The sequence below is a fragment of the Legionella feeleii genome, assembly GCF_001467625.1.
Taxonomy (GTDB): Bacteria; Pseudomonadota; Gammaproteobacteria; order Legionellales; family Legionellaceae; genus Tatlockia; species Tatlockia feeleii.
The window spans coordinates 19,288-35,469 of sequence record NZ_LNYB01000008.1 but is presented as its reverse complement, the minus strand read 5'-3'; the positions used below and the strand labels follow the sequence as shown (position 1 = coordinate 35,469).

Sequence of the window (16,182 nt, the reverse complement as noted above, 5' to 3'; positions counted from 1 at the left end):
GAAAATAATGACAAGCAAAGGTATTCAAGCCAGTGATATCATCCCTGATGGAGCCGATTTTGCTCAAATAAATGGAGTACAAGTAAGAAAAGGTAGTGTTGGCGCTTTTTTAGCGAATATCAATTTACTGGAAAATTCCTCGACAGCCAAAGAGAAAGAAGACGCTTTGAACGTACTTAAAGAGTTGGCGCCGACAATAATCGCTATTGGACTGCAGAATCATGTTACATTCAAGAATAAGCAAGTTGAAGAGCTATTGCAGCAAGCAAAAAAAATTTAAGTTATCGTGATATTGAAGAAATAATGGCGTCCCACAATAGGTTGGCGAACCATGAAATGATTCGCTGATGATGGTTTTTTTAAAGCGTACCGTTGGACTGTACGCAAGAAAAGACCAAGTACAATGATAAATGGCATTTAGATGAGATAACTGTTCAAGTAATTTATATTTTTATTAGAGCTACCTTATTGTTGCTTATATGTACTTTTGTTCTTCGATTTAGATAATTTAAATAAACTCTTTTGATATTCTCAGCAAGGCAATTACAGGAGGTTTAATCAGAAGGGGGATAAATGGTCTACTACTTTTATTTCAACTCTTGTTGGAGTGAAGTTGTACTCTCATTTATGTGAGGATGCATGCAATATTGACCTAATTCCATTGAATTATAATTTTTTTATTTATTACAACTCTGACAGTAAGCTCTGTCAAAGAGATTCCCGCAATACTGGATTAGACCGGCACATGCTTTGTTCGCCGGAATCAGGGGTTCGAAGATTGATTCAGGGGTCCGACCTGCTTTAAAAAGAACACGAGCAAGAGCCGCCTTCTAATTTATCAGCCCTGCCCCACATTATCTTTGGTAACACACTGTTGCCATCGCTTGTACGACAAGCGATATAAAACATGTTGTGACAAAGCATGATCAAGCGCTAAATTTGGATGAATAAAATCATCCTCCGGGTGATGTATTAGCCCTATTTTTTCCATGACGCGCCGTGAACGCTGATTATGTATTGTAGTAAAAGAAACTATCTCATCTAATTTGAAATGACCAAAACCATAAGCTAAAACAGCTTTTGCTCCTTCAGTCGCTAAACCCTGCCTCCAGTAAGGCCGTGCAAGACGCCAACCAATTTCTACACAAGGGGTAAAAGGAGCGGAAAAAGTAGGGATACTTAAACCGATAAATCCTATGAAAGCGTTTGTTTCTTTCAGTTCCGCAGCCCATAAACCAAACCCATACAGACCAATATGTGTTTCAATGCACTCAACCAATGCTGCTGTTTCTTCTGGTGTTAACGTATTAGGAAAATACCTCATCACCTCTTCGTCTGCGTTCATTTTTGTAAAAGGCAACAAGTCTGACTCTTGCCAGGTTCTTAATAAAATCCGTTCTGTTGATACTATTTGCATTAGTCACTCGCTCATGATTAGCAGGGATTAATCAAAAATATAGGGCTTATTTTGTGGCGGCAATTACGCAGCAAAACGCTAAAAAATCTAACAAATAGGTTGGATTTATTCGCTAATTAATTATCAAGTAAATTATGCTAAAAATAAATCTTGCCTTCTCAGCTTTTTTCTTATAAAAATCTCTTTTTATTGTTATGTTCCATAGAAATTTATGGACAAAATAGAAAATTATTGTACAATTTTCCAGCCAATTAATGCTTCACTTTTTGAGAGAGACTATACAGCTAGTGATTAATCATCAAGACAATCATCAAGCCCCAATCAGTGATGGTGGGTATAGGCGCGGTTTAAAAGATCGCCATGTTCAACTCATCGCCTTAGGCGGGATTATCGGGTCTGGATATTTTTTGGGCACAGGGGAGGTCGTTAACCTGGTTGGCCCTTCTGTATTCCTCGCCTACATATTAGGTGGTTTGATTATTTATCTCACTATGTTATGTATGGGTGAATTGGCTGTTGCCATTCCTATCTCTGGTTCTTTTATAACTTACACTGCCGATTTCATCTCTCCTACCATAGCCTGTGGTGTAGGGTGGTCTTATTGGATTAGCTGGGTCGCTTATATTCCCGCCGAATGTATTGCAGGTGGCATTATCATGCAGCATTTTACCGGCATAAATGGTTATGTATGGGCTGTCTGCTTTGGCTTGTTAATTACCTATATCAATATCGCCAAAGTAGGCACCTTTGGTGAAATTGAATTTTGGCTGGCTTTAATTAAAATCCTGGCACTGATGGGCTTCGTTATACTCGCCACTCTCATTTTTTTAGGCATTATTCATGGCCCACAACCCGCTGGCATTATTGGTGCAAAATTTATTTTTGACCAAGGAGGACTCTTCCCCAATGGCAAAATGGCCCTATTAACAGCGATGGTACTTTTATTAGTAAATTACCAAGGTTCAGAAATTATCGGCCTGGCCGCCGGCGAATCCGTTAACCCAGCTCGCATGATTCCTCGTGCTATTCGAAACGTGACTTTTAGAATTCTTTTCATTTACATTATCCCAGTCTTTTGCCTGGTATTGATTTTCCCCTGGCAAAAAGCCGGACTTGCTAATTCTGTTTTTGCCGACGCACTCAATTTCTATGGGCTACGCTGGGCTGGTGCAGTGACCAGTTTTGTAACACTTACAGCAACTCTCTCCTGCTCCAACTCCGGGGTCTACGGCATAGTCCGTTCCCTAAACGCGCTGGCTCGTAATGGTATGGCACCTCATAAATTGAGCTTACTTAATCATAATGCTGTACCGCAAAATGCAGGTATCGTTACTTTGATTGCCATCTGGTTATTACTTGCTGCTGGTTATTTCTTTGGTCAGTCCATGCTTTATATTGCTCTGTTGCTTGTTTCCGGCTTTACTGGTGCCATTGCATGGATATCGCTCTGCTGGGCTCAAATTAACTTCCGTAGACGTTTGTACCAAGCAGGCTATACTACAGATGATTTAAGTTATAGAACCCCAGGTTCACCTTATACCGGTATCGTCGCTATTATATTGATGGTTGGCTGTTTGGTCTTCTTATTATTAAATAAAGATCCAACCTATAAAATCGCTTTTACCATGGGCTTTATCAGCTTTGTTGGCCCTGTTTTAATCTATAAAATAGGGGGTTTCTCCAAACGCCATCATATTGCTATGGAAATCAATAAACATCTGCAATTTAAAGATATCTTTCCTGATCGCAAAGAAAAAATAGAAAAAGCAGAGTAGTCTCCTTTATTGAACCTGATACACTTTGCCTGTTTGTAAGCCCTCAACACTTTTGCTATAAGCAAGTGCTACCTGAGCTGCGCTGACAGGCATATACCCCCTGAAATACTCTGCATAATTCTTCATAGCCTCAGTAATTACAGTAGGACTAATGCAATTGATACGTTGTTTTTTGGGCATTTCCAACGCTGCTGCAACTACAAATGAATTCAAAGCACCATTAACCATTGAGGCGGAACAACCATAGCGAATTGGATCATGGCTTAAAATCCCGCTGGTTAAAGTAAACGAGCCGCCCTCATTAAGGTAATTTCTACCAATTAATACGGTATTGACCTGCCCCATCAATTTGTCTTGTAAACCGATGTTGAACTCATCGCCATTCATTTGCATAAAATCGCCAAAATGTACTTTACCTGTAGCAAGTACCACCGCATCAACCTGCTTAATTTTTTTAAACATCGCTTCAATTGAGTTTTTATCAGTAATATCAACCTGGATATCACCACTTCTATAGCCAGCCTTAATGATTTCGTGGCGTAAGTGTAATTCTTCCACTACCGCCCTTCCTATCGTCCCGGATGCACCAATAACAATAATTCTCATAAGTAAACTCCTTGATTAATAAATCATTTTAAGGCGGAGCAAAACATGTGCTACTATTTTTCTAATAATTTGATGAATCTATTTATACAACAGATGATAAACGAGTGTTAATCATCAAGAAAGATGGAGAACATGCATGTTAGATCATGTTGGTTTACAAGTTTCTGATATCAAACGCAGTAAAGAATTTTACCTTAAAGTGTTAAAACCTCTGGGATATGAATTATTTATGGAATGGGAAGAATGGGCAGGCTTCTCCATTCATGGTCAACCTGAGTTATGGCTTAAACAAGGCATCCAGACAACACCCATTATTCACATTGCTTTTCGCGTCCAAACTCGAAAAATGGTTGATGCTTTTTATAAGACTGCACTTGCTGCTGGAGGAAAAGATAACGGTTCTCCAGGGGTGAGAGAAATTTATCATCCAAATTATTACGCTGCTTATATATTGGATCTTGATGGACATAATATAGAAGCTGTCTGTCGAGAGGCTTAAATAGCAAAACCAAGCTTCTAGACACTTAAAATTCACAGTTCTTGTATTTATTACCCAAATAGAGTTTACACAGCGTCTCCATCTCTCCGGTATCTTGCATGATCACAATCATTTGATCGATGATATTTCTAATTGGGCTATTCTGCGTATAAGCAAAAGCAAGTTCATCGCTACTGAATTTAAAACTTGATACCGTTAGATCTTTAAAATTTGAAGCATCAATCACCATGGATAAAACTAACGAATCTTCAACTATCCCAAAAACCTCCTGATTTTGTAAAGCGTCTATTGCCGCCACTAAATCGACTTGCGGTACCGGCTCAGCATTAATCGCTTTAATGTATTTAATATACATTTCACCTTTTACATAAGCTAATTTTTTTCCCCTTAAATCACTAACATCATGAACTGGTTCGCTCGCGCTAACTATTTTCGCTGTCATATAAGCCGTATAGGTGGAAGTTACAATCAAATAAAAGGATAAAGCCACTATAAACCAAAATGTAATCGCGACCCGCGCAGCAGTAGTTGTCGGCCTGAAAAACATTCCTCCCTTAAGAAAATGTGAGATAAACACCCAAAGAGAGAAAAACGTTCCTTTAAAATACCCCTTTGGCATTTCTTCATTCGTTGATTTTTCAGCAAACCAGATAAAATTTGAAATAAGAAAAAAACCTAGAATGATCAAGCCAACTATTAGTAAAGGTATTGTCTTAAACAGATGGTAAAGAGTTTCAAGCGCCGATACGGAATGGGTGTTAAAAGCAAGCCTTACCTCGCTAAGAAAAAAAGGCCTGCCATAATCAACTCGAACTATACGTTCACTCGTAACCGAAACAGGTCCAATGAGTAAGTCAAATTTTTTTGCTGCAAGAGCATCAATTGCAGCATCAATATCTTCACCAACTAGAGTGATTTTATAATGCCAGTGCTTAGCTTCAGCAACAAATTTAAAAATATCAACCGCCAAACCAGTCAATAGTTGATCTTTAGAAATAACAAACGGAGCCTCATTAACAGCAGCAACACGTATTGGGCGTTGAGCACTTCCTAATTGAGCTGCTGCATAAGCATTGCGAGTATCCAATAAGCAAAAAAATCCCCACAGCATGATGACTAGTAGGATGAGTTTTTTTGAAGAGCCATTGATAACTAACAATTTTTTCTCCTGGTGCATCTCTATTAAGTTTAGCACTAGTAAGAACATGAAACTGAATAATCACATTAATACTAAAAAAATTGCTCTCAATTGTTCTCATTTGGAAATATTTGCTCTTTGGATGTAGCCAAAATACCAATTTATTCCGGGCGGAAATTTTCCCTTTTTTTTCAAAAAGTGTATAAAGTTAGCGAACGGGAACATGGAAAACGAGCTATGATTCAATCCACTGACAAGATTCAAAAAATATAACAGAGGCCCATTGACTCCGACCATCTTCCAATGCGCTGATCAGCTACTCCAAAGATTTGAGAAACTCTAGAGAGATAACCTCGATAAATTAGTGCAACTTTCGACCATTTTCTACCTTGGGATCCGCAGTAATCAAGCAAATGGCACCGTCAGCATCAGAAAAACCAAGTAACAAAAACTGAGAGATGAAACCAGCAATATTTTTTTCACCCAAATTCACACAACCGACTACTAATCTACCTATTAAAGATTCCGGCGTATAGTGAGCAGTCACTTGTGCTGAAGTTTGCAAAATACCAATTTCAGGGCCAAAATCAACCCAAACTTTATAGGCTGGCTTTTTAGCGCGAGAGAACTCTTTAACCTCTACTACTGTGCCCGAACGCAAATCAACCCGAGCAAAATCATCATAGCTTATAGTCATTTCTTTTCCTTATTTATTAAGGCAACAAGCCTGAGGGGAGCCTCTGTACCTTGCAAAAGTTTAAGTGGTAAAGCAAGAATATAACTTCCTACAGCAGGTAATTTCACTGCATTAGCTACATTTTCAATAAGGTATTTACCTGCCCCCAATAATAATTTATGAACTGGATAACCGTCATCAGGCCGATCCGGCGACAAGGTATCAATACCAAGCCCCACAATTTTTCTCTCCAAAAGCAACTCCGCAGTTTCTTGTGCAAGAAAGGGATAATTATAGTTATTATGGTATTTTTCAGGCTCCAGCCAATATTGATCCCAACCCGTATAAATAATCACAAACGAGTGAGTTGCAATTTTTCCATATTGGGCTTCAAAATTCATAACATCTTCTATGACGACCTTATAATCAGCGTTTACTTTTTGTGAAACGTCAATGACTACAGCTGGAGCAAGTAAATCATTTAAATCCAGTTCGGCTACCGATTTGCCGCCTTCTACGCAATGAGCAGGAGCATCTATATGAGTACCAATCCCGGCATGCATAATTAGATGCTGCACTCGAAATGGTAGACCAGTATCATAATCTTGATAATCGATTACGTTATGATATTGAAAACCGCAGGTCTTATCCCAAGAAGGACAGTCAGAAGTCAAACTGTGAGTTAAGTCGATAATTGAATAAGGAAAATTCATTGAAATAAAATGTATACCGTCCGTATTTCATCATAAATGAGAGAAATCCTAATCGACAAGTACTTAAGAAAAAATCTTTTAGTGAGAAAAAAATTCCCAAATTTAAGGGCTAATTAACCACTGCCCCTTTTTCTACCTGTGAATTAAATTCCGGTACTAAACTCTTTAGTAAAACATAAAGTTCTTCATTATGATGCATAGCACAAGCCGTATTTAACAACCGAATTGTTTGGATCAACTCATGCCATTCCAGCTGGCGAAACTTAGCTTTAAATAACTTCTCATGCTCCGTTGGTGCCAATTGTTCGGACACATGAAAAAGTTCTTCAAATAATTTTTCTCCAGGCCTTAGCCCTGTATACTCTATGGCTATATCTTTACCAGGCTCCTTACCAGCCAAACGAATCATTTGTTCAGCGAGATAGCTGATTTTAATCGGTTCCCCCATATCCAATACAAAGATTTCACCCCCGTGGCCATTAACCATTGCCTGTAAAATTAACTGGCACGCTTCCGGTATCGTCATGAAATAACGTTGAATGTCGGGGTGGGTGACTGTTAATGGTCCACCAGCCTGCAATTGCTTTTGAAATAAAGGTACTACGCTACCGGCAGAGCCCAAGACGTTACCAAACCGTACCGTGATGAATTGGGTATCAACCCGTTCATTCAAATTCTGACAATAAATTTCAGCAACTCGTTTGGTCGTTCCCATGACATTCGCTGGATTCACAGCCTTATCTGTAGAAATCAAAATAAATTTTTCTACTCCAACGGCTACACTCGCCTCAGCGACGATCTGGGTCCCCAAAACATTATTCTGTATAGCGACACGGATTTGATCCTCAAGCATAGGCACATGTTTATAAGCCGCAGCATGAAACACCATTTGTGGCTTAAATTGGTCGAATAAATAGTCAATAGCTATTTTATCAGTGACAGATACTAATCCTAACTCAAGAGGTATCTGAGGAAATCTCTCGCTCAACTCCTGCTCTATTTTGTATAAATTAAACTCGGAATTTTCTACAATTAATAACTTACCGGGTTCAAGAGCCATGATCTGACGGCACAATTCAGAACCAATCGAGCCTCCGCCTCCAGTCACAATAACTCGTTTATTCTTGATATTGGCAGCAATTTTATCCCATTGTAACTGTACCTGATCACGCCCCAATAAGTCCTCGATGTTAACATCTCGAAGTGCATTTACTTCCACACGCCCTGCCACTAAAGCCGGGATGCTAGGTAAGGTACGAAATGGCACATTTGATTTTTCACAATGACTGACTATACGCCGCATGGCTGCAGAGCCTGCAGAAGGAATAGCAATAAAAATCAGATCGACATGATGCTTTATAACTAAATCGAGCAAATCGCGAGAAGTACCCAATACCCTGATTCCGTGCACCTCTAGTCCTCTTTTGCCAAGGTTGTCATCAACAAAACCAACTGGCTGATAAGATTGTGTGCGTTTGAGATCACGCACCAGACTTTCACCTGCTCGACCCGCCCCAATAATCAATACACGCTTAACTTCACTAACCTGCCCTTCCCTACCCCGTTTATCCCAAAGAGAACGCATTAATAGTCTGCCGCTACAAAGCAGTGTTATTAAAATCATGTTGTACAGAGGAAATACTGAACGAGGAATATGTTGCAGAAGCGAGGCTAAATAAAAAACTGGTATCGAGAGTATTGTTGCACACACTGTAGCCTTAATAATTCTTGCTACATCATTTAAAGAGGAAAAACGCCATAAACCGCGGTAAACCCGAAAATAATAATAACAGGTTATTTGCATTGTCATTAAAATCAGTAATGCAAAAAGAGAATGAACAGTAACAAGGCTACTGGGAAAGGGCTGCATATTATATCGAAGCCAATAAGCAAAGTACCAGGCAACTGGAATTGCTATTACATCAAAAGCAATAACAGGTAATTTCTTGTAGAGTTTCAGAAAAAAAGTACCAATATTCTGCATAATTGTAAAAAATTCCTTTCTTGGAAGAGCTGCACAAAATTTGTCAATCAATGGCAACCCGTATATTACTACAGCTTTAATTTAATAGGGTATAAATTTCATACCGATAAGAAGAATCCAAGTCTCTAGTTTGGTATATAGTACGAAATTGATATAATTTGTTCTTTTTTAGCTCTCTGCGCAAGCAATAATCAGTTGGCGTATAAATAATTCTACCCCTCTCCATTAATGAGGTTAAAATAATCGCTTCTGGTTTAATGAGAAATGCTTCCTGGCACATACGATTATACCTCTCCAAGTGTGATATCTTCGCCATTTTTTTGTTATTCAAGCAATAGGAATCAATAAAACGTAAGGGGCTAAGATAGGGAATCATCCCGCTATCAGCAAGCAATACCTGGCTGTCCTGAGTGACATTATTTGTTAACCAATCTGCGACCTTCTGCCGCAAATGTTCCCCTGCTTGCGGATTGACAGCAAAATAACGGTAATTGGACAAACTCATCGAGGGGATAAAAACAAACGCAACAAGGAGCGCACAAAATACAAGACTTGTATAATAAATTTCATCTTCTTTTTGTAAGAAATAACGCAATATATAAGTCATTCCCAAAAGAGAGAGGGGCAGAAGCAAAATAAAAACAGGCAGAAATAAGCGATTAAAGAAAGCAACAATGGGATCCGCACCAATTAATAAAGTCAGATACAAAATACTTGGTGTCCACAAAAAATAATGACGTCGGTCTTTTGCCAAAAAAATCGCAGGCAGAGCCAATAACAAGAAAGGCCAAATTAAACCTAAATAACTTTCATCAAGATTAAACGCAGAAAAATCGTTGAATCCTTTGCAATAAACGGCATTGGGAAATAACTGGCCATAGTAATACCAACGCCAGACAAAATAAGGTAAAAAAAGGATAAGAAAGGTGCTACAACTCCACAAAAAATTCTTATAATACGTTTTGTTCTTTTCATTACCACTATCAAACAAGGCTATGAAGCCCAGAAGCAATACCAAAGCCGGCGCTTCAGGTCTGGTCATTGCTGATAGAGCAAATAACAAACCCGCCAGCAAAAAATAAACTTTGTTTGATTTTTTTCTTGGCTGAGGATAAAAACCATAGCCTATACCACGTAACAGGAAAAATAGGGAAAAAACGAGCAAAGCCTGATATACAGTGGTTTCAAGGCCGCTCACAGACCATATTATTTGCCCCCGGTATATTAACATCCATAAACAGGGAATAAAGGCAAGCCAAGCAGAAAACCATAAGCGCGAAAGAAAATAAACGCCCGCTGTTGCAAAGAAAAGCCCTAAAACACCGGCGCTCTTCAGCACGATAACAGGATCAAGATGTAAGTAGAGTGATACTGCCGCCAAAACAACAAAGCTATAGTTAGAATACCCCTCTACAGGTTCCTCTCCGATATTCCATAACAAACCGTCACCATCTGCCCAATGCTTGGCATAACGAAGACTAATGTACATATCATCAATGGTAAAGGGCCAAATCGCTTTTAACTGGAATAAGAGTAGATAAATAAATGATGCAACAAGCAATAAACCAATTAATAACCCTTTTTTATTCATTATTTAAACAACGCAATGAGGGTTAAAATTAGAAAACATAACGAATTAAAACGTGATAAATTATCACTTAAAAATAAGGAAACCGGATCATCATTATCACTACTTCGTCTTGTCACCCAAGCAAAACGCCACAGTCCAATGGCAGCAAAAGGTATTGTTAGCAAAAAATAGAACGATTCATCCCGGGCATAAATGGTATAAAGGAGATAGGCTACAAAACAACAGAAAGCGGTACCATTAATCATATAATCCAGTAATCTGGGCGAGTATTTCTTCAGCACTTCTCTGGTTGTATAGGTTAAATCCAGTTGCTTTTCTAAACGTCGCTTGCACAAGGCAATAAACAGGCTAATCAAGGTTGCCGTCAAAGTGAGCCACCAAGAAATAGGTAACCCTATACCGATAGTGCCAGCTAAAACACGTAACATAAATCCACTGGCAATACATAACACATCAAGTATAGGCAGATTTTTCAAGGCATGGTTATAAGCGAGATTTATCAGCAAATATAAGCCAAGAAGCGCTGCGAGATTGATTGAAATCAACCCAGCCAACAATAACCCTCCAACCAGTAAGATTGCTAATATACTCGATGCAAAAGGAAGTGATACATTTCCTGAAGCCAAAGGCCTACGGCATTTTTGTGGATGTAATCTATCCTCCTCTCTATCTTGTATATCATTGTAGATGTAAACGGCGCTAGCAATTAGACAAAATGAGAATGCCGCTAGTAAAGCATCAGGCAAATATTCAAGTGAGCCAGAATAAAAAACGCCAAGTAGCACAAAGGCAGCCTTAGACCAATGAGAAAATCTAAGTAACATGAAGAATTGTTTTATCGGCGTCATAATTATTGCCTAAACAGCTTTGTGCAATGTTAATTGTTAACTATATCATCAGTTTTTCAATAGGTTAATTAACTTTGCATTTCTTCACAATGATTTCAACAATTATCTCTTGATGGAATTTTTTGTACACTAGTCAGGATTAAATGATCATTCAAAGGCAATATGCTTAACACATATAAACTTCATAGACATAAAATTTAGTCAGGTAAGATTGCATTTAATCAACGAGTAGGTAATATAGAAAACTAGGATATTAAATTAGCATGGATGTGAGGTGTGTATGGGCTTTGTCCTTCCTGTTGCAAAATTTCTTAGCAAACTAGACAGTTTAGATAGAGATTATGAAATTCGTTCTGGGAAAGATTTAGAAAAATCACCACAACCTTATGCAATCAGTTGTTTTTTTGGTGCCAAAGATATCGCGACCCGCAGGCAGCAAATTGGCTTTATAAAAGGATTGCTGGCTGCTTTGCGTAAAAACTGGGAGAGTCTCACGACACCTGAAGAGGTAATCCAGAGTTTTTTAACCGCCTTGCACATACTCATGACTGCCTGCTTCTATATTAAATCCAAAACGAATAGTAATTATTTAACTACACCTATTTTAAGCCAGCTTCTTGATGAAGCGGCAGAGATAAGCCCTATTAATCTTGTTGATGAAAAAACTCGAGCCAATTGCTTATTAGCAACCAAAGGCTATTTGGAAACTAATGGACCGTTAAAAGCTGTCAATACCAAAACTAATTCTCCTTTTACAGAGCTGGAATGGCATGATTTCCTGGAATTTACTAAAGATCAATGTGCCTTATTAGATAAAAAACAAGTAAAGAACTACCCTATTACATCACTCCTGAGACCCTTAATTGCCCAGCCCTTACAAATATTAGGTTGGAGTGTAGGCTATGTCATGGGCGATACGATTAGCCATATACCACCTGTCCGCTATGCTTTAACAGCCGTATTAGGTGGTGGTGTTTATTTGACAGTGGGATCCTCTGCCAGTGTTTGTATGATTGTTCTGGTACCGGCAGTTGCCAGCCGTATTCTTGATACCTTTTGCGGCCTCTCCCTAGCCTTTGTAATGGGGAAATCGCTGAGAATAGTTGGGGAAGGTGTTGGTTTTGGTATTGGTATACCACTTGACATAGGTTGCCAACTCATTGGTGAGGCAGTCAGCGGGATCACCACGTTGTATCATCATTCTAAATCAGGGGAGAAACTAAGCGGCATCTCATTAGTTGACGGGCATCTTATTCAAGACGGTATCGATTTAGTGCTGGTCAATCTCAGTCACATACCGGCACAACTAACACTTGAACACAAAGAACATCTTACTCAATGTAAAACGGGTGAATTTGAAATAGGAGAAACGGAAGTCATCGTAACTATCGATGGTCAACATACTAGACTTCCCTTGCTTACTGAATGCGAGACGGATGTACCCGTCACTTCGACACAGCGGATCGAATCAACAACGTTAGAGTTAAAATAAGGTTGGCTAAGTATTCAATTGTATTAACTCGCGTACAACACTGGTCGCATAACTACCAGAAGTTAATCTAAAACTTAAATTCAATTGATTATCCTGCCAATTCCACATCAAATCTTCTATTGGCAATACTAAAGGTCGATATGCACGTTCTAATCCATGAGACTCCAAGGCCTCACACCAAAATTTATACCTGTCTAATACCTGCTCTTGTTGGGTTAAAGCATCGCCTCCAACCCGTTCTTGGCCCTTCCCCCATAAAGGGGCGGCTGGTGAAAGATCAAAGTCTTCCACTCTGGTTTGGATGAGCTGGTCTGGAGCCTCGATGGAAAAAATACTGTTCTTGCCCGTTAATTGCATGACATCACCAGGTAAAGCAGTATTCCACGTTGCTGCTTTAACGCGAGCTGAAAGAATTTGGTTAAATAAAAAGGCTCTCGCTGCTGAATAATAAATCCCGCGTAAAAATCGATTTTTTACTTTGATATGGCCACGAAAAAAAGCTTCTGCTTTAACAAGATTTTGCCCCTCATAGCCAAATCGCTGAGCACCAAAATAATTTGGCACACCCACACCTCGAATTTGTTGAAGGCGATTTTCTACCTCCTCACATTCTTTAATATCACGCAAAATCAAATTAAAGCGATTTGCCTCAAGTGCACCTATTTTTAATTTTTTTAAATGACGCTTGCTTTCAATTACTCGCCATCCTTCTCCGGCAAGCAAATCAGGCGAAATAATTTCTTCACCAGGGCAGTGAACACAAAGCCATTGTGTTGTTAACGCCTGGCGATCCTTTAGGCCTGCATAAGAAATATTTTTTTCGGATTTGCCTAAAGTACGTGCCAAAGCCTTTACTACCTCTTCCGTATTCAAACCCTTTTTTTCAATACGCAAATAAAGATGCTCACCTTGACCACTTAACTCAAAACCAAGCTCTTCATCTACTTTAAAATCCTCTGCCGAGGTTTTCATAGTTCCTGTTGCCTGTGGTTTACCGTGAGCAAACTCAAGATCATTAAAATCAAACATAATTGTTATGCATCCTGACAAAATTTATAACTGATTAGAGACTATTTTATCCAAGTTTTACTTTAAACAAAAATAAGTATAAATTTCTTACGCTAAAGCAAAACGGATGTTCGTTTTCATTACAGATTTATTGGCTTAATTGAAAGGAAGCAATATCTTGAAAAAACATTTAGTTATCGGCTTATTCGTACTCATAGCCCAAGCAGTCACAGCGCAACCCTTGCAAACACATTTAGTCGCGCAACCAACTACCTGTCTATCATCGCAATTCACTGCGACGGGCGATCAGTACTGGAAATCAATGATTTTAAGACTAACCAATAACTGTAATAAAACGGTAGACTTTCAAAATGCCACGATTTCCTTTGAAAGTACAACAACAATTAATACGTCATTCTGGGGAGATTTTGCACCGTTATCTTATCCGGATAGCTCGTTAACTATTTCTTCACAACATCGAACTAATGGCAATTATTTAGCCACTCTAAATTTGCATTTTCCATCTTATCCAGGCGCAAACTCCAAACTCCCCCCTAATGATTCTATCCAAATCAGATATGGTGTCAGTGCAGACAATCATCTTGCCGGCAGTGTAAACGTTTATTTAGAAAAACCGGTCGAAACAGGCTCGCTAGTACTGCAAAATGCATCACCAAAACCGATTGGTGTTTCGCAAGATCATGCCCTAATTCACTTATTTCACGATGGCCAGATAATCAATGATGTTCAATTGCCTTGGGCCTCCTCACTCACTTTATCCGAATTGCCCATAGGGGCCTATAGTGTAGCCGCTGAAAATGTATCTGACAGTAATGGCCATAGTTACCAAGGGAATGCACAACCTCATACTTTTACATTAGAAAAAGATCAAACAATTAATTCAACGATTACTTATAGTTTGACTCAGCAAGAGGGTAAAATTGCGGTTAATTTACAAACCTTGCCTGATAAACTAGCAGGCTACACCAGTAATCCATCTGTTTTAATCACGCAAAATCAAACAGGGAATTCAATAGCGCGCTCATTGAATTGGGACAGCCTTACCACAATTTCTCAATTACAGGCTGGTGCTACTTATCAGTTCTCAACAACAGCAATTAATTATAACGGCCAGCGTTGCGCTCCAATCTTCACACCTACTAGTTTAGTTGTCAGTACAACAAGCCTTCCTACGACTAATTTAACTTATCAATGCACCCAGATTATTCAGGATTCCGTCACCTTAAATGTTACAGGCGCTCCAGCCAACTTAGCATCGCTAAAAATAAATCTGACACCTCATGATAATTCTACAGTTATATCACAAACGATAGATTTAAATAACGGCAACGGCTCAGCGACTGTGATACTAACAGAAGGAGTAATTTATACTCTTTCCTCTCAGGCAGTAGATGGTTTTTCAATTCATTTTTCACCACAACCTTTGACCGCCTCTGCCAATGCTGTAGTAACAATAAGCTTCAGTCCCGAAAATGCAGAAACCCCACTTGCAATCAATGGACAATTAAAAGTGTGTGGCACTCAGCTTTGCAATGAGCAAGGAAACGCAATTCAGTTAAAAGGAATGAGCACTCATGGCCTTCAATGGTACGGTCTTGGTTCTTGTATAACTGAAGCCTCTTTAAATGTATTGAGCAAGAATTTTAAAGCCAATGTTATAAGACTTTCTCTTTATGTCCAGGAAAATGGCTATGAGAGTAATCCTGCAGCCTTTACTCAACAGGTTAGTGAGTTAATTAATGAAGCTTATGAGCGAGGAATTTATGTCATCGTTGATTGGCATATCCTGAATCCTGGTGATCCAACCTACAATTTAATTCGCGCTAAAAAATTCTTCACCGATATTGCTACAGTTCACAAAGATAAAAAGAATATTCTCTATGAAATTGCAAATGAACCCAATGGAGTAAGTTGGGCAACAATAAAGAACTACGCCGATCAACTGATTCCTGTAATCCGGGAAATTGACGCCAATGCTCCTATTCTTATTGGCACCCGTGGTTGGAGTTCACTCGGTGTCTCTGAAGGTAGTAATTATGAGGAAATTGTTAACAATCCTGTCCAATTTACAAATATTATGTACACTTTCCATTTTTATGCTGCCTCTCATAGAGAGGAGTATTTAAGCGCCTTGGATAATGCTTCTCAAGTACTCCCTATCTTTGTAACTGAGTTTGGTACACAAACCTACAGCGGTGATGGAGCAAATGATTTTGTCATGTCCGATCGCTATATGCAGCTTATGGCAACACGAAAAATTGGTTGGACAAACTGGAATTATTCTGATGATTTTCGTTCTGGAGCTATTTGGAAAACGAATAGCTGTGCAACCGGCTCCTGGGGAGATAACAATTTAAAGCCAGCAGGAGTTTATATTAAAAATAAAATAACAACGTAACGTGTTTCTATGGCGC

14 protein-coding genes are annotated in these 16,182 nt (G+C 39.0%); 5 read left to right on the top strand and 9 right to left on the bottom strand.

Annotation, left to right across the window (positions count from 1 at the left end; genetic code table 11):
- Positions 1 to 7: 7 nt before the first annotated feature.
- Positions 8 to 280: a hypothetical protein gene (locus Lfee_RS00860; RefSeq protein WP_058443390.1), complete on the top strand. Its 273-nt coding sequence runs from the start codon at positions 8 to 10 to the stop codon at positions 278 to 280.
- Between the two features lie 558 nt (positions 281 to 838).
- On the opposite strand, the gene Lfee_RS00855 is transcribed toward Lfee_RS00860, so the two are convergent.
- Positions 839 to 1,417, bottom strand: a complete 579-nt coding sequence (locus Lfee_RS00855) for a GNAT family N-acetyltransferase (RefSeq protein WP_058443389.1) — start codon at positions 1,415 to 1,417, stop codon at positions 839 to 841.
- Between the two features lie 287 nt (positions 1,418 to 1,704).
- On the opposite strand from Lfee_RS00855, the gene Lfee_RS00850 reads away from it, so the two are divergent.
- Positions 1,705 to 3,192, top strand: a complete 1,488-nt coding sequence (locus tag Lfee_RS00850) for an amino acid permease (RefSeq protein WP_058443388.1) — start codon at positions 1,705 to 1,707, stop codon at positions 3,190 to 3,192.
- A gap of 6 nt (positions 3,193 to 3,198) precedes the next feature.
- On the opposite strand, the gene Lfee_RS00845 is transcribed toward Lfee_RS00850, so the two are convergent.
- Positions 3,199 to 3,798 (bottom strand): short chain dehydrogenase, encoded by a 600-nt coding sequence (locus tag Lfee_RS00845; protein WP_058443387.1) that lies wholly within the window; start codon positions 3,796 to 3,798, stop codon positions 3,199 to 3,201.
- A gap of 136 nt (positions 3,799 to 3,934) precedes the next feature.
- Between Lfee_RS00845 and Lfee_RS00840 the strand changes: the two genes are divergently transcribed.
- Positions 3,935 to 4,297: a VOC family protein gene (locus tag Lfee_RS00840; RefSeq protein WP_058443386.1), complete on the top strand. Its 363-nt coding sequence runs from the start codon at positions 3,935 to 3,937 to the stop codon at positions 4,295 to 4,297.
- A 25-nt stretch (positions 4,298 to 4,322) separates the two neighbouring features.
- Here the strand turns inward: Lfee_RS00840 and Lfee_RS00835 are convergent, their stop codons facing one another.
- The 6 genes from Lfee_RS00835 to Lfee_RS00810 form a co-directional block, all read right to left on the bottom strand.
- Positions 4,323 to 5,456, bottom strand: a complete 1,134-nt coding sequence (locus Lfee_RS00835; RefSeq protein WP_058443385.1) for a transporter substrate-binding domain-containing protein — start codon at positions 5,454 to 5,456, stop codon at positions 4,323 to 4,325.
- Between the two features lie 340 nt (positions 5,457 to 5,796).
- Positions 5,797 to 6,132, bottom strand: coding sequence for a tRNA-binding protein (locus Lfee_RS00830; protein WP_058443384.1), 336 nt, complete (start codon positions 6,130 to 6,132; stop codon positions 5,797 to 5,799).
- A complete protein-coding gene (locus tag Lfee_RS00825; RefSeq protein WP_058443383.1) occupies positions 6,129 to 6,824 on the bottom strand; it encodes a cyclase family protein in 696 nt (231 codons plus the stop codon). Before Lfee_RS00825 ends, Lfee_RS00830 begins: the two co-directional genes overlap by 4 nt.
- A 109-nt stretch (positions 6,825 to 6,933) precedes the next feature.
- Entirely contained in the window at positions 6,934 to 8,808 is a 1,875-nt protein-coding gene (locus tag Lfee_RS00820; RefSeq protein ID WP_112854901.1) for a polysaccharide biosynthesis protein, read from the bottom strand.
- Between the two features lie 76 nt (positions 8,809 to 8,884).
- Positions 8,885 to 10,399, bottom strand: a complete 1,515-nt coding sequence (locus Lfee_RS00815; RefSeq protein ID WP_058443382.1) for a hypothetical protein — start codon at positions 10,397 to 10,399, stop codon at positions 8,885 to 8,887.
- Positions 10,399 to 11,247, bottom strand: a complete 849-nt coding sequence (locus Lfee_RS00810) for a decaprenyl-phosphate phosphoribosyltransferase (protein ID WP_058443381.1) — start codon at positions 11,245 to 11,247, stop codon at positions 10,399 to 10,401. The genes Lfee_RS00815 and Lfee_RS00810 overlap by 1 nt, the downstream gene beginning before the upstream one ends.
- A 280-nt stretch (positions 11,248 to 11,527) precedes the next feature.
- Here Lfee_RS00810 and Lfee_RS00805 point away from each other — a divergent pair, with 280 nt between their 5' ends.
- Entirely contained in the window at positions 11,528 to 12,739 is a 1,212-nt protein-coding gene (locus tag Lfee_RS00805; RefSeq protein ID WP_058443380.1) for a hypothetical protein, read from the top strand.
- A gap of 6 nt (positions 12,740 to 12,745) precedes the next feature.
- Here the strand turns inward: Lfee_RS00805 and truD are convergent, their stop codons facing one another.
- On the bottom strand, positions 12,746 to 13,768 hold the full coding sequence (gene truD, locus Lfee_RS00800) for a tRNA pseudouridine(13) synthase TruD (RefSeq protein ID WP_058443379.1): 1,023 nt from the start codon (positions 13,766 to 13,768) through the stop codon (positions 12,746 to 12,748).
- Between the two features lie 157 nt (positions 13,769 to 13,925).
- Here truD and Lfee_RS17540 point away from each other — a divergent pair, with 157 nt between their 5' ends.
- Complete coding sequence (locus Lfee_RS17540) at positions 13,926 to 16,166, top strand: glycoside hydrolase family 5 protein (RefSeq protein ID WP_238584839.1); 2,241 nt, start codon at positions 13,926 to 13,928, stop codon at positions 16,164 to 16,166.
- The last annotated feature ends 16 nt before the right edge of the window (positions 16,167 to 16,182 follow it).

Coding starts and splice junctions, on each gene's coding strand:
- Lfee_RS00860 (WP_058443390.1), top strand. CDS start 8: ATGACAAGCAAAGGTATTCAAGCCAGTGATATCATCCCTGATGGAGCC.
- Lfee_RS00855 (WP_058443389.1), bottom strand. CDS start 1,417: ATGCAAATAGTATCAACAGAACGGATTTTATTAAGAACCTGGCAAGAG.
- Lfee_RS00845 (WP_058443387.1), bottom strand. CDS start 3,798: ATGAGAATTATTGTTATTGGTGCATCCGGGACGATAGGAAGGGCGGTA.
- Lfee_RS00840 (WP_058443386.1), top strand. CDS start 3,935: ATGTTAGATCATGTTGGTTTACAAGTTTCTGATATCAAACGCAGTAAA.
- Lfee_RS00830 (WP_058443384.1), bottom strand. CDS start 6,132: ATGACTATAAGCTATGATGATTTTGCTCGGGTTGATTTGCGTTCGGGC.
- Lfee_RS00825 (WP_058443383.1), bottom strand. CDS start 6,824: ATGAATTTTCCTTATTCAATTATCGACTTAACTCACAGTTTGACTTCT.
- Lfee_RS00820 (WP_112854901.1), bottom strand. CDS start 8,808: ATGCAGAATATTGGTACTTTTTTTCTGAAACTCTACAAGAAATTACCT.
- Lfee_RS00815 (WP_058443382.1), bottom strand. CDS start 10,399: ATGAATAAAAAAGGGTTATTAATTGGTTTATTGCTTGTTGCATCATTT.
- Lfee_RS00810 (WP_058443381.1), bottom strand. CDS start 11,247: ATGACGCCGATAAAACAATTCTTCATGTTACTTAGATTTTCTCATTGG.
- Lfee_RS00805 (WP_058443380.1), top strand. CDS start 11,528: ATGGGCTTTGTCCTTCCTGTTGCAAAATTTCTTAGCAAACTAGACAGT.
- truD (WP_058443379.1), bottom strand. CDS start 13,768: ATGTTTGATTTTAATGATCTTGAGTTTGCTCACGGTAAACCACAGGCA.